We start from the raw sequence: 12,863 nt of genomic DNA on the forward strand, positions 1-12,863 counted from the left end.
AATCAGGATTCTGGAAGGAGAGACCTCATGATCAGTCAAATCGATTTACTGAGAAAGCGCAGTCATCCTGTGGACCAAGCCCTGGTTCCTGAAGAGATCGATCAGTATCTGGCGATTCTGGAGGGATGGGTTTTAATGGGCCCGCACATTGCCAAGACCTTCCATTTTAACAATTACTATCAAACAATGGCCTTTGTGAATGCCATTGCCTATGTTGCACATGCGGAAGACCATCATCCTGAATTGGAAATTTCCTACAATCGCTGTCTGGTAAAATTTAACACGCATTCAGTCAATGAGGGATTTGGTGGCCTTTCCGAGAACGATTTTATTTGTGCTGCCAAAGTAGATGCTGTGGCGGCAAGCCAATACGCGCCAGTGTCCCATTAGCGCATGATTTTTTGCAACTGCAGCGCATCCCGAGGAGCTTTGATCTTTAGGTCGTTGTCGAAATAGACAAAGGCGATCTTAACTTCAGGGAAAGACATGCTATTGACCACATTCTGCCAATGGCTTGGCCGTTGGTGATGCGCCCATTTGTTCAGTCTTTGTGCCCAAAACTTCAAAGCCTCCGAGTCGTAGCCATCCTTATAGAATGTTTCATCCCCGTGCAGGCGCAAGTACAAAAAATCACTAGTGATGTCTTCCATGTAAGGCCACTTGCCCGCCGTTTCGGCAAAGACCAGGGCCACTCGGTACTTGCGCAGAAGCTCAATGAAAGCTGGACTTTCAAAACTGTGGTGACGGACCTCCAGGGCATGACGTAAGGGTTGGGTGGACTCGACGATCTCTTGGGTATAAGTCGCGGTGAAACGTTTGGACTTTTTCGCAAGTCTTGCGGCCTCAGAGAAAGTTTTTGGCAGTCCGCGGAAGAAGGATTCCAGACGTTGGCTTTTTTCCTCGTTAAAAACAAAATTGGGGGGCAGCTGCCAAAGAATGCAGCCCAGCTTTTCTTTTAAAAGCAAGACACCCGAGGCCATAAAGTTACATAGAGAGTCTTCGACATTCTTCAGTCGGTTGATGTGGGTGATATACTGAGGCCCCTTCACCGAGAAGATAAAATTCGGCGGAGTTTCCTCATACCAGTGCTGATAGGTTGACGGCTTTTGATAGGAGTAAAAGGATCCATTGATTTCCAGCGAGGTCAGGTGACGACTGGCATGGAAGAGCTCCTTCTTTTGTGGAAGGTCCTCAGGGTAGAAAGTTTTTCGCCAGGGCGGATAAACCCAGCCGGACGTACCTATACGAATTTCCATTCTTCAAGTAATAGCTCATCGCATGATGGATGATAATTTCAATGAGCATTTCGAAGTAAGAAACAATCCGTCTGAAATGGGTCTTGCAGTCCTGCATTAAACGCAAAAATTTGACGTTTTAAAATGAGGATTCTAAGCTTTCCAAACCCATGTGGAGGAAAATATGCGGTCTATAGTTTTTGCTTTTGTTGCCCTGTCTCTTGTTGGATGTGCGTCTCAACATAAGGCCAAAGATGTTGATACGAAGGTGGATATGTCAGCTCCAGTCCGTGGGGACTCTGTTGTCGGCGTCAAAGATGGTGATATGGTTTATCAGCGCAAAGTCGCCATGAATGAAGAACTGCGTCGTTTGGAACTGGATGTGTATAATCTGGAGGCCAATGTTTTTGGTGGTCCCCGTTATCTGGACAACCGCGGTTTGTACGGAGTTTTGCGCGACTGCCGGGTTCAACTCGGAGACATTAAGAACGGTGGAGATGGCAAGGTTCGCTGGACAGAATCCCGGGAATACGTGACTCCGGATGAGGATTTTTCCTCTATTGGTGTTGAGGATAAAAAGCGCATCGTCGGGGTTTCAGAGGAGTTCCTGAAAGATCGTATGAACCGTTTCCGCGGCTACAAGGCCACGCTGGAAAAGCGCCAGGATGAGTACGAGACCAAAGTGAAAGTCTGCCAGATGGAGTTGACGGCCCAAAAACAAAAAGCCTCGCAATAGCGGGGCCTTTTTTTAGGAGAAAATCCTGGAGCAGCGAAGGACGAACTTGTCCTCGGCCTTAACCGGCTGTTTGCGGAACATTTCAAACATGTCTTTGAAGTATTCATTATAGAACGGGTCAAAGAGCCCGCCAGGGAGCTTGTTGTATTCCCATGAGCTGGGGCCAATCTTGGCAGCCCGGGTGATGTACATGCGAAGCTTTTTGTCCGAGGAAAAGCCTAAGAACCGGGCCAGCCATTGATCCAAAAGAACGGGTTCACCCACGACCGTATCCAGTGCATACCAGCCATCTTTGTCTTTGGCTCTGACGATCGTGGCGACATGAAACTGCCAATTAATACCACCGGCCTTCATCGGTCCCACGATGAAGACTTTTTTGATTGAGGCGGCGTCGACTCCATGACGAAGAAGCTCCAGATGGGCATACAAAGCCCGTCCGAAGCAGAATCCTCGAGAACCATCAGGATCATATTTCCTGTCACCGCGAGAACCGGTGATTTCATTCTTACTGATCATAGATAAAATCTTTTGTGCCTGTGCGAAGGTGACACCTTCTGCGCGGCCGTTGGAAGTGGGACGGAAGTTCTTAATTTCCTCAAGCAGGTCGGCATTCTTTTGGGCCACGTTCTCGCCGCGGGCGATTTCTTGGTCTCGTGTAAAGTAAAGATTTTCCCGATAATCGATCTTATCCCAGGAGTGTTCATTTTTTGCCTGGGCAAAGTGGGTCCCCAGAAGCAATGCGACGACGACAAGGAACTTTCCCCGACGACTTTGCCGCTTTGTAAGAAAACTGCTTTGAGTTGGTTTTTGAGGCATAAGAATCTTTGTATCCAAGAGCCATGCCCGACGGGGATGCACCTTAAGGCTTCTGAGGTGTTAAAGCTTTTGACAGGGTAAACAAAAAGGCTCTCCCCTTGACGGGAAGGCAAGGTCTCAACTGCGGCAGATTGAATTTATTTAATTCTTGGGTCTTTGACTCTGGGGTGGGTCTTCCCTAAAGCTGATTTCCTAAAAAAGGAGATATGCAGTGAAACCATTGATTCAAAAAACTTTGTCTTTCTTGTTGGTCGGATCTTCCCTGGCGGTTGCCGCTGGCCTTATTACAAAGGAAGAAGTTAATAAACGAGTTTCCGCCATTACTGCGCCCTACAACAATCAAACCACCTCGATGGATCTGCAGTTCACGGATCTTTTGGTGGATGATGTGCGTGCTTTGGATTTTGGTGTGAAAGTTGCCATCACGAAGAAAGGTCCGGAGAACAACCTGGCGTTGACCATTGAAAATGCGAAGTACCAGTATGGTGATGGTACCGCCCCGATGGCAACGGCGGATCTGTTAATGCAAACAGATCTGAAAAAAGCCTTCGGTCAAGAGACTCTGGATCAGTTTGGTGAAGAGCTTGATCAACTGGCCGAAGAACTTGCCGCCGACTATATCAAAAAGTATGGCGAAGCGGCGGTGTTGGATATCGCCATGGAAGATGTCCAGAAGGACCAGCAGGGCCATTTGAAATCAGTCAGCATGCGCATGAATGCGACCATCGACATGGAAAAACTGCCAGCAGACATGAAAGTGGAGGACGTGGAGGTTCGTTCTATTCAGGCAGCTTTGCGCATTTCCACCGGTGGTGCGCGGGGCTCGATTCAAGTTGCAATCAATCCCAAATACAAAGGATTTGAATCTGATCAGACAGGGATGAAAGAGCTGATTGAAAAGCTTTTGAGCGAGGATCAAGAGACCTACAGTGTTCTTGCCAAGGTTGTGGAGTCATTAGATGGCTTCGCCACGTGGTTTGTGAATCAAAAAGCTGAAGAAGCCCCATAGTCTTACGGTAAATTCCAAGCCCTCTTAGAGAAGAGGGCTTTTTTCTTTTCGGGGATCTTCTCGATCAACGACGCAGTTTAAGCTGTGAACTTTTTTGTGCATTATTTGCTGCGAGCAAGAACCCTCTTGATCCAAGGCAGGGCATAGGAAACAGCAGCATAACCAGCCACTGAAGACCCCTGGGCCCGGAAACCAGAGCACGCGGAACCCCAACTGACCACGCCGACCTGCACATACCGGCCGTTCTGTTCAAGGAACATGGGCCCGCCACTGTCGCCTGGACAGGTGGACTTTTGATGTTGGTGGGTTTCAATGCAGAGTGTTTCTGGACCCAGCTCATAACCTCGTTTTTTGGGGAAGTCATCCAGAGCACACTGTGAGCGAGGTAATAGCGGCGCTTTAAGCTTTTGCAACCAGGCACTGTCTTTGTGGCCCTCAGTGTCCGTCAGACCCCAGCCAGCCAGAAAGACGTTGGCAGTGGAGTTTCCCAGATCCTCTTCGTTTAAGGCGATCGGAGTGATGTCGGTCACCGCTTCCGCCAATTCGATCAGGGCAATATCAACCCGAGGCCAGACAAATTCAGGGTGGGTTTGAATGGAGCGGACCTTCAGTTCGCGACCGTCACGTCCGGATTGTTCGATACCACCGATAAACAGTCTTAGTTTTCCTGGTGCAACTAGACGCTGACGGGTTTCAGATTCATCTTCTAAAACGCAGTGAGCGGCTGTTAGCACCCAACGGGAATCAATCAAACTGCCACCGCAGTGATGGGAGACATAGTTTTCTTTGGGATCATTAAACCAGATATTCACCGTAAAAGGGAACTCCCCCAAAGCTGCGGGGGTTCCCCCAATGATGGCTTGGGGGTGGGCTGCCTCTGTGTTTAGCGGTTGCTTCGCTGGTTGGCAGGCGGTTAAGGCAAGGATAGGGATCAAAATAAGATAAAGACCGCGACGTGACATGACATCGTCTTATTCGAATCCGGGAAAGACTTCACACGAAATGTTCAGGGCCTAGCTGGGTTCTGAATATTTTTCCAGACTTTTACGAGGTCTTTGGGCCCTGTGTTTGAATAGTCGGGTACGGACCGCCTTCTGCAGGCAGAAGTGTTAGAAAAATGATCTGAATCAATGAGACAGGTGATCATTAGAGCTAATCTATCCGCAGAGATAGAGGTTCGTCCGATGCATTATCCAAAACTTCCCGATTACATTACAGGACTTCCAGAAAGCCACTCTTTACGGGTTTACTTCGAAGAAAATGAGTTTATCAAAAGACTTCTGGTGGAGCTGCAAATGTCTCCACCACATCAGGACTTTCAAAAATTCGTGAATGTCTTTAATCATGTATGTGAAATTGAAAAGCGCTATGCACGTAAAGAAAACCAGTTATTTCCTTATCTGGAAAAGCGGGGATGGTTTGGTCCCAGTCAGGGGATGTGGTCTTTCCATGACAGCATTCGTGATATCCTTCGTACAATCCGCGGGCAGATAGACAACAAAGAAATCAAAAGCCTGAGCGAAAGCGTTCGTCTTCTGATTGAGAATATGCATCACATGATCCATGTCGAGGAAAACCGACTGTTTCCGAATGCTCTTCAGCTTTTGCAACCGGAAGACTGGGCCGCGATGACCACCGGGGATGAAGAAATCGGCTGGGTGGATCGGGATCGCCGTGCGACGACGGCACCAGCAACAGAGTCAATTGCAGAAAGATCCCGGACGGCGGCCGTAGAATTTCCGGATGTCTCCAAACTTAAAATGGATGAAGGAGTGTTGAACTTAGAGCAGATCAATCTGATTTTAAAGTTCCTTCCTGTGGATGTGACCTTTGTCGATGAAAACGACAAAGTGGCCTTTTACAACCGGGGAGAGGAGCGGGTCTTTCCGCGCAGTGCCGGGGTGATCGGTCGTGAAGTGCGTTTCTGTCATCCTCCGAAAAGTGTGGATACGGTTTTGCGTATTCTGGAAGAGTTCAAAGCCGGTCGTAAGGATGAAGCGGAGTTTTGGATTCAGTTTAAGGGCCGCACCATTCATATCAGATACTTTGCGGTTCGCGATAAAGAAAAGAAATATAAAGGTGTTTTGGAGATGTCCCAGGACATCACGGACATTCAGAAAATTCAGGGCGAAAAAAGACTGTTGAGCTGGGACCAATAGCATTGTCGTTTTAAGCAGGGGGCCATATGGAAGACAGAATCATGATGACAGCAGAGGACATGAAGCAGCTGAAAATTCCGGTGCATGAGCCCTTTGCTCACTTTCTTAAGGCGGATCCAGAGGAGCACGCTTTTCCAATTTCACTCTTGGATGTGGTGCGGTTTGCCGGACATGCCTGTCCTTCGATGGTCGGGGCCTTTGTAATTTCTCAGCGTGCGGTCCGCGAGCTTTTTCCTGAAACAGGGGTGTTGGTTCGCGGTCAGGTGTCCGTGGAGCTGGGTTCTTCCGTGGACCGGGGGGCGACCGGACCTATATCGAATGTGTTTTCAATGATTTTCGGCGCCTGGGAAAAAAGTGGTTTTGGTGGCATTCAGGGGAACTTTGTACGTCGGGGACTTCTTTCCTATCAGGTTCCGGATCTTTCTCCGGGCACATACCGATTCACACATTTGGGTACCGGGAAAAAGGTAGAGATCTTTTATGATTCCTCCACCGTTGATCTGAAGGGGGATCTGTCAGATCTGTCCTTTCAAGAGATCTGGCGAATGAAGATTCGAAGAATTGTGCTGGAGGCTGACAAGGTCTTGAGTGTTCGAATAATCCACCCGGGCGTTGGATTCCAGAAGTAAGGGATTTTGCTAAGGTGGGCATCTATGAAACACCAACTCGAAGAAATCGTGCCGTTATGCCTGTCCGAGGAAGCCGCCTTAAAGGGGCTTTTTCTGGGGCCACAGGCAGAAAACAGTCAGTGGGTTGCCACGCAGATAAACACACTTCTAAATTCCTGGTTTGACTGGCGTCGCCGATTTCGACCTGGGGACGGTCAGGCGGTTTCCCGCAGTGACATGGAGTCCGCCGATTACATAAAACGTCGCCAGCACACAGCCGATGTCCTGCAAGAACTGGCATCACGCTTTGAACGAGAGATTCCCAAATTTTCCCCGCGCTACATTGGGCACATGTTTTCCGAGACCTCTTTGCCGGCATTGTTTGGTCATATCCTGACATTGTTGCATAATCCAAATAACATCTCAGGTGAATCCTCTTGGGTCGGTGTTTCGATTGAAGAGGAGGCGATTGCGGCCTTGTCCCAGATGATGGGTCTGGAAAAAGCAGTTGGTCACTTCACTTCCGGGGGAACCATCGCAAATTTTGAGGCCGTCTATCGCGCCCGGACTCGCTGTTACAGCTGGATGGTCGCGGGGCTGGAGCAGGGCTGCTGTTCCGCTTTTGCCAGTGCCTCGATGGGGTATCGAAGTTATAAAGAGATCTCGGAGGCCGTCAAAGTTTCTGCGGAAAGACTGAACCCTTTTGAGGGCAATCCCTTTGTTGCAGCTCGTGCAATTTCCCAAAAAATCGGGCGCGATTTCCTTGGTCCTGTTCTTTTAATTCCTGAGCACAAACATTATTCCTGGACCAAATCAGCCAATATTTTTGGCCTGGGGGCCGAGGCTCTTTGGCCTGTTCAGTTGGATTCTCGCGGGCATCTGGATTTGCGAAGTTTAACGGCACAAATTCAGCGCGCTCAGCGCGAGGACCGGCCGATCTTGATGGTGGTTTCCGTCCTGGGAACGACGGAACTGGGGATGGTCGACCCCATCCACGAAATTCAAGAGCTTCTGGACATGTATCGTCAGGTGGAAGGCTGGCACATATGGCATCACGTGGATGCGGCCTATGGCGGCTTCCTGTGTTCTTTACGGGGAAAGAACTCAGAAGTCAGCAGTGTGTTGTCATCACAGAGTTTAAAAGCGGTTGAGGCCATGGGACGCGTGACTTCGGTGACCATTGATCCTCACAAGCTGGGGTATGTGCCCTATTCTTCGGGGGCCTTTATTGCCGCGGATGAAAGGGACTACTTCCAACGATCCTTCGGTGCGCCGTATGTGAACTTTGCTGTCAACAAAGACAAAGGACCTTTTACTTTAGAAGGATCTCGGTCCGCCGCCGGAGCGGTGGCGACCTGGATGACGGCCCAATGTGTAGGTTTTTCCCAGGAAGGCTATGGGCGTCTGATCGCACGCACCATTCGCCTGCGAAAAGAGCTGGAGGATCGGCTGCGCTCTGAAGTTCCGAATCTTCGCGTGGCTCCCAGCGGGGATGCCAATCTACTGGGGTTCTGTGTGGCAAAGCCTGGAGACTCTCTGCAAGAGGTGAACAAAAGAACCCTGCGCCTTTTTGAATCTTTCGCCGCTGACAAAGAAAGTGACTTTTTCATCTCGAAGACGAAAATCTATAAAAAATGTTATGCGAAGTACTTTGAAAGTTTTGTCAGTTCGTGGCAGGGGAAAATGGATTCGGAGGAGCTGGTTCTGGCTCGAATCTGTATTATGAATCCGTTCTTTAAGACCAAAGAGATGAACGTGGATTTTCAAAATCTTTTCGTCAGTTCTTTGCGAGAACGCCTGAAAGCGCTCGACCGGAGTTAAGGCCCTTAGTTCAAGTAATAATGATATCCCAACATGTTGTTTCCAGCTGAAGCCACAGAGCCTCCTGGCCGTCCCATCGAATGGCGCTTATGTCGTTGGATAGAGGGGGCCGGGCGTGGGTTGTCAGGGGACGGATCAACAGCGCCCAGTAAGGGGATATTTTTTTATAACTTAGTTGCTGTTCCAGTGCTGTTTCCCGATTCCGAAAATAGACGGAGGCGGGTAGGTCAAGACGGGAAATCCGTTCTTTTGCAGCAACCTGATCCTCAACTAAAAAACCTTCAAGGGTAAAATGAGGGGAATGCTTCGGCACGGGCTGGAGCAGGTTTTGCGCAAAGTCAGGCCAAAGTGGAAATTCTTTGCGAGGTTCATGCTGCGGAAGATGTCGTTCATCGATGATCTCGATAAAGCGTGAACAAAAAAGGCCCGTTTGAGAGTTGAGCCACAGATCACAAACCAGCAATCCATTGTCGTCGGGTCCTTGAGTCAAATCTAAGCCACAGGCTGCCATCACCTGATAGGCTCTCGGGGTAAAAGTGTAACTGTAAGTCAGATGACACATTTCCATTTCCCTTCTTTATGTATCCCTGAGGAGAAAATAGAATGAAACCATGAATCACCCTGCAATCAAGCTTGATCATGTCACAATTGTTTTGGGCGGAGAAGTTGTATTAAGTGACGTTTCTCTGGAGGTTGAGCGAGGGGAAACCCTGGTGATTATTGGGCCCAGTGGCGCTGGGAAAACGGTCTTGCTAAAGACCATGGCCGGAATTTACAAGCCCCAGCATGGTCATGTCTACTGCGAGGGAGAAGATTGGCAGGATCTGCAGTCCGAAGAGAAAATACGATTGGCCCGTAAAATAGGAATGCAGTTTCAAAAAAGTGCTCTTTTTGATTCGATGAACGCCTATGAAAATGTGGCATTTCCCTTGCGGGAGCACACTTCCATGACCGAGGATGAAATTGAGGTGCGAGTTCGTGAATGTCTTGCTGATGTGGGACTGTCCCAGGCACAGAATATGATGCCCCATGAGCTGTCTGGTGGCATGAAGCAACGCTTGGGGATCGCCCGGTCTTTGGCGCTTCATCCTGAAATTATATTCTATGATGATCCCACTGCCGGACTGGATCCGATCAACACAGAAATTCTTCTGGATCTGATCCTGAATCTGAAACGAGAGCATGGTTCGACTATCATCATGGTTACTCACAGCCTGGTGTGTGCTTATAAAATGGCGGACCGGATTGTACTTGTTGGCAATAAACAGGTCATCATGGCGGGGACTCCTGAGCAGACCCGACAATCATCACATCCGCTGGTGCATCAGTTTGTTGAGGGGATAATGGAGGGGCCTTTGAAGTGGGATTGAATCGGAGTTAAGATGAAGACCATCTCTTTAGAAAACATCAAAAGACTTCGACGTTGGGATGGTGGCTTGACTCTAGCGGATGTGGCCAAACAAAGGGAGCGCTTCGGACCCAATAACATTGTCGAAGTTTCCGGGAGCCCTTGGATCGATCTCCTGACTGATACATTGAAAGATCCAATGATTTGGTTTCTGCTAGCGGTCGGCTCGGCCTTCTTTTTGGTTGGGGAGCCGACGGACGGCATAACTCTGTATGTTGCTATTTTTCCACTCTTATTTATGGATGCCTTTTTACACTGGAGAACTCAAGCCTCGACGTCGTCATTGAGGGGGCAGTTGTCCAGCCGTGTTCAAGTCTATCGTGAATCCAGGGAAATTGAGATTGATGCCCGGGATTTGGTGCCAGGCGATTTGGTGCTATTAGTACACGGGGTGGTTGTTCCCGCTGACGGAGTTTTTGAAAGGACCCAAGATATTCAGTTGGATGAATCAGTTCTGACGGGAGAGTCACAGCCGGTCAAGAAAATGCCAAGCACTCTGGATCTCTTTGCGATGTCTGCTCTGGAAGAGGTCCGAGTTCCTTCTGAGACCTTGGGTTATGCGGGTACAAGAGTACTGACAGGCAGTGGTGCTTTGAGAGTCTTGCTCACCGGTTCCAGCACGTCTTACGGTGAAATTGTGCGCTCTGTGGCCCGCATGCCGCATGAGCGCACACCGCTGCAGGCTTCGATCGGGCGGTTGGTACAGATTCTGGTTCTGGGGTCGGTCCTGCTTTGTCTAGTTCTGGCTGCGGTCCGGATCTATCAAGGGCATGGCTGGCTGGATGCTCTGTTAAGTGCCGCAACGATGGCAGTGGCGGCGATGCCAGAAGAGTTTCCTGTCGTATTTACATTCTTCCTGGGAGTCGGGGTCTATCGCCTGGCAAAAAAGCGTGCGCTTGTTCGGCGAGCTGTCAGCGTTGAGAATATTGGTCGGATAACTCATATTTGCACGGATAAGACGGGTACAATCACGCATGGCCGTTTGACTTTGACACATTGGGAGCCGAACAAGGGGGATGTCTTGTCTCTGTTAAGGACTGCGTTGGCTGCATCAAGCTCGGATTCGGATCCTGTTGATACTGCCATCAGGCAGGTCGCGCAACAAATGAACTTGGACAGTCCATTGAGGTTGCGAGTCTTCCCATTTACAGAGGACAGAAAACGAGAAACCGTGCTGACTCAGGAATCCGGTGGCGATTTTATGGCGCATGTAAAGGGCTCCCCTGAGAGGATTCTTGCAATGTCCGGCCTTGCTGTGAATGAAAGAGCCTTGTGGGGGGAGCGAGTCTCTCAGTGGGCGAGAACTGGGCACAAGGTCATTGGGGTTGCCAAGAAGAGGTCTGCTGCGCTCTTTGAAAACGAACCGGAGGGAGGTCTGGAGTTTTGCGGCTTACTGGCTTTTGAGGATCCGGCGCGCCCGGAGGTTGCAGACGCCATGGCATACTGCCGCAGCAATGGCATACGAGTGTTAATGATTACCGGGGACCATCCTGAGACGTCGGCTGCGATCGCTAAGGATGCAGGCCTAACCTTGACCGAGCCGGTTGTCGTTTCCGCGGAAGAGGAGTCTGAAAAGTTTCAGGAGGAGTGGCTGAATCACAATGCGGGCTATTTGAAGACCGTGGATGTAGTGGCTCGTTGTACTCCGATGCAGAAGTTGAGGATCGTCATGGCACTTAAGCGTTTGGGTGAGCTTGTCGCTGTTACAGGGGATGGCGTGAACGATGTTCCAGCCTTGAAGGCGGCTGATATCGGAATTGCCATGGGCGAAAGAGGTTCGCGAAGTGCAAAAGAAGTTTCGTCAATTATTCTGGCGGACGACAATTTTAGCACGATCATCAATGCAATTCGGGAAGGCCGACAGCTTTTTTTAAATCTGAAAATGAGTTTTGAATATCTTCTGCTTCTTCATGTTCCGCTTGTCTTAACTGCGGCTATTTTACCTTTGGCTGGGTATCCCTTGGTCTATCTTCCTGTTCATATAGTGTGGCTGGAACTATTGATTCACCCGACGGCACTTTTGGCTTTCCAAGCCGCAGCGACCGCAGCGCCAGAAGAGCCGAACAATCCAAAGATCTTTTCTTCTCAACAAATGATCAGCATCTGTCTTGCTGGGGTGCTTTTGGCCGGAGCAATGGGATGGGGATTCACGCATACTCTGGAAGAGTCCGGTGATCCCGAGCGGGCTCGCGCAATGGCGATGGCGCTTTTGACTTTCTGGAGTGGCGGAGCGGCTTTGTATCTCACTCGTTTTAAGTCCAAGGTTGCCACCGCTCTGGCGCTCACAACATTCCTTTCATCGGTGGGGCTTATTCACTTTTCGGATTCCCTTAGCTTCCTCCGGCTGTCTCCTTTGCGACCGGAGGATTGGGTTGTGACCAGCACGCTGGTGCTGCTTCTTTTAAGTGGTTTAATGTGGGTAAGAAAGTCGCGTCTGTAAGCTGGCAAACAGGCCGCATTTGATACAGGTCAGTCGTTTTTTATGGTTGGTTGTTTCTATGCAAATGCTGAGGAATTCTATAAAGAACTCCAGGTGTCTTGTTTTAGTCTACTGTCTAACCAAGGAGTTACTATGGTGAATCTACCAAGTTTATGGCGCGAAAGATCTTTAGCGAACCCATTTAGAGAGATGAGTCGGCATCAAAGTCGGATTGATCGTCTGCTGAACGAACTGATGGAGCTGAGAAGTGGGGAATTGGGGGAAGAGTTGAGTCTGATGCCCTCCAGCGAGCTTATTGAGGAGGATAAGAATTACCTTTTGAAGGTGGATCTTCCTGGCATAAAAAAAGAAGATGTGAAGGTGGAGGTCGAGGGTGATCGACTTACCATTCGGGCAGAAAGAAGGTCGGAGAAGGAAGAAAAAAGCAAAAAGAGATATTTCTCCGAGATTTCTTACGGTTCCTGCATGAGAAGTTTCACTTTGCCTCAGGCGATCGATGAGAAGAAAGTGGATGCTAAATTTGAAAACGGAGTGTTGTCCGTGACAATTCCTAAAACGGCAGAGTCCAAAAGCAAGCAGATTTCAATTCATTGATTGAAACGGCCGGATATGGATTGCATGTCCGGCCCTC

The 12,863-nt window shown here is 49.4% G+C and carries 13 protein-coding genes; 9 read left to right on the forward strand and 4 right to left on the reverse strand.

What is annotated here, in order from left to right; all coding sequences use genetic code 11:
* Positions 1–27 precede the first annotated feature (27 nt).
* The gene (locus ACZ50P_RS03810) at positions 28–390 is read left to right on the forward strand and encodes a 4a-hydroxytetrahydrobiopterin dehydratase (RefSeq protein WP_464133563.1); all 363 of its coding nucleotides are present in this window, start codon (positions 28–30) and stop codon (positions 388–390) included.
* Here the strand turns inward: ACZ50P_RS03810 and ACZ50P_RS03815 are convergent.
* On the reverse strand, positions 387–1,256 hold the full coding sequence (locus tag ACZ50P_RS03815; RefSeq protein ID WP_464133566.1) for a DUF72 domain-containing protein: 870 nt from the start codon (positions 1,254–1,256) through the stop codon (positions 387–389). The two genes, ACZ50P_RS03810 and ACZ50P_RS03815, sit on opposite strands and share 4 nt — an antisense overlap.
* 163 nt (positions 1,257–1,419) lie before the next feature.
* Here ACZ50P_RS03815 and ACZ50P_RS03820 point away from each other — a divergent pair, with 163 nt between their 5' ends.
* On the forward strand, positions 1,420–1,971 hold the full coding sequence (locus tag ACZ50P_RS03820; RefSeq protein ID WP_464118119.1) for a hypothetical protein: 552 nt from the start codon (positions 1,420–1,422) through the stop codon (positions 1,969–1,971).
* Between the two features lie 12 nt (positions 1,972–1,983).
* On the opposite strand, the gene ACZ50P_RS03825 is transcribed toward ACZ50P_RS03820, so the two are convergent.
* Positions 1,984–2,787, reverse strand: coding sequence for a protein-glutamine glutaminase family protein (locus tag ACZ50P_RS03825; RefSeq protein WP_464133567.1), 804 nt, complete (start codon positions 2,785–2,787; stop codon positions 1,984–1,986).
* A gap of 211 nt (positions 2,788–2,998) precedes the next feature.
* Here ACZ50P_RS03825 and ACZ50P_RS03830 point away from each other — a divergent pair, with 211 nt between their 5' ends.
* Positions 2,999–3,796 (forward strand): hypothetical protein, encoded by a 798-nt coding sequence (locus ACZ50P_RS03830; RefSeq protein WP_464133569.1) that lies wholly within the window; start codon positions 2,999–3,001, stop codon positions 3,794–3,796.
* 101 nt (positions 3,797–3,897) lie between these two features.
* Here ACZ50P_RS03830 and ACZ50P_RS03835 read toward each other — a convergent pair whose 3' ends face one another.
* Positions 3,898–4,758 (reverse strand): S1 family peptidase, encoded by an 861-nt coding sequence (locus tag ACZ50P_RS03835; protein WP_464133571.1) that lies wholly within the window; start codon positions 4,756–4,758, stop codon positions 3,898–3,900.
* Between the two features lie 222 nt (positions 4,759–4,980).
* On the opposite strand from ACZ50P_RS03835, the gene ACZ50P_RS03840 reads away from it, so the two are divergent.
* From ACZ50P_RS03840 to ACZ50P_RS03850, 3 genes are read left to right on the forward strand one after another with little or no spacing between them, the layout of a single operon-like run.
* Entirely contained in the window at positions 4,981–5,955 is a 975-nt protein-coding gene (locus ACZ50P_RS03840) for a DUF438 domain-containing protein (RefSeq protein ID WP_464135174.1), read from the forward strand.
* Positions 5,956–5,981: 26 nt separating this feature from the next.
* Positions 5,982–6,584, forward strand: a complete 603-nt coding sequence (locus ACZ50P_RS03845; protein WP_464133574.1) for a hypothetical protein — start codon at positions 5,982–5,984, stop codon at positions 6,582–6,584.
* A gap of 24 nt (positions 6,585–6,608) precedes the next feature.
* The gene (locus ACZ50P_RS03850; protein WP_464133576.1) at positions 6,609–8,384 is read left to right on the forward strand and encodes a pyridoxal phosphate-dependent decarboxylase family protein; all 1,776 of its coding nucleotides are present in this window, start codon (positions 6,609–6,611) and stop codon (positions 8,382–8,384) included.
* A 10-nt stretch (positions 8,385–8,394) separates the two neighbouring features.
* Here ACZ50P_RS03850 and ACZ50P_RS03855 read toward each other — a convergent pair whose 3' ends face one another.
* Positions 8,395–8,952, reverse strand: coding sequence for a hypothetical protein (locus ACZ50P_RS03855; protein WP_464133578.1), 558 nt, complete (start codon positions 8,950–8,952; stop codon positions 8,395–8,397).
* Between the two features lie 43 nt (positions 8,953–8,995).
* Here ACZ50P_RS03855 and ACZ50P_RS03860 point away from each other — a divergent pair, with 43 nt between their 5' ends.
* The 3 genes from ACZ50P_RS03860 (at position 8,996) to ACZ50P_RS03870 (ending at position 12,826) form a co-directional block, all read left to right on the forward strand.
* The gene (locus ACZ50P_RS03860) at positions 8,996–9,754 is read left to right on the forward strand and encodes an ABC transporter ATP-binding protein (protein WP_464133581.1); all 759 of its coding nucleotides are present in this window, start codon (positions 8,996–8,998) and stop codon (positions 9,752–9,754) included.
* 12 nt (positions 9,755–9,766) lie between these two features.
* Entirely contained in the window at positions 9,767–12,232 is a 2,466-nt protein-coding gene (locus ACZ50P_RS03865; RefSeq protein ID WP_464133583.1) for a cation-translocating P-type ATPase, read from the forward strand.
* 132 nt (positions 12,233–12,364) lie between these two features.
* On the forward strand, positions 12,365–12,826 hold the full coding sequence (locus ACZ50P_RS03870; protein ID WP_464133586.1) for an Hsp20/alpha crystallin family protein: 462 nt from the start codon (positions 12,365–12,367) through the stop codon (positions 12,824–12,826).
* Positions 12,827–12,863 lie beyond the last annotated feature (37 nt).

The sequence above is a fragment of the Bdellovibrio sp. CKG001 genome, assembly GCF_055397465.1.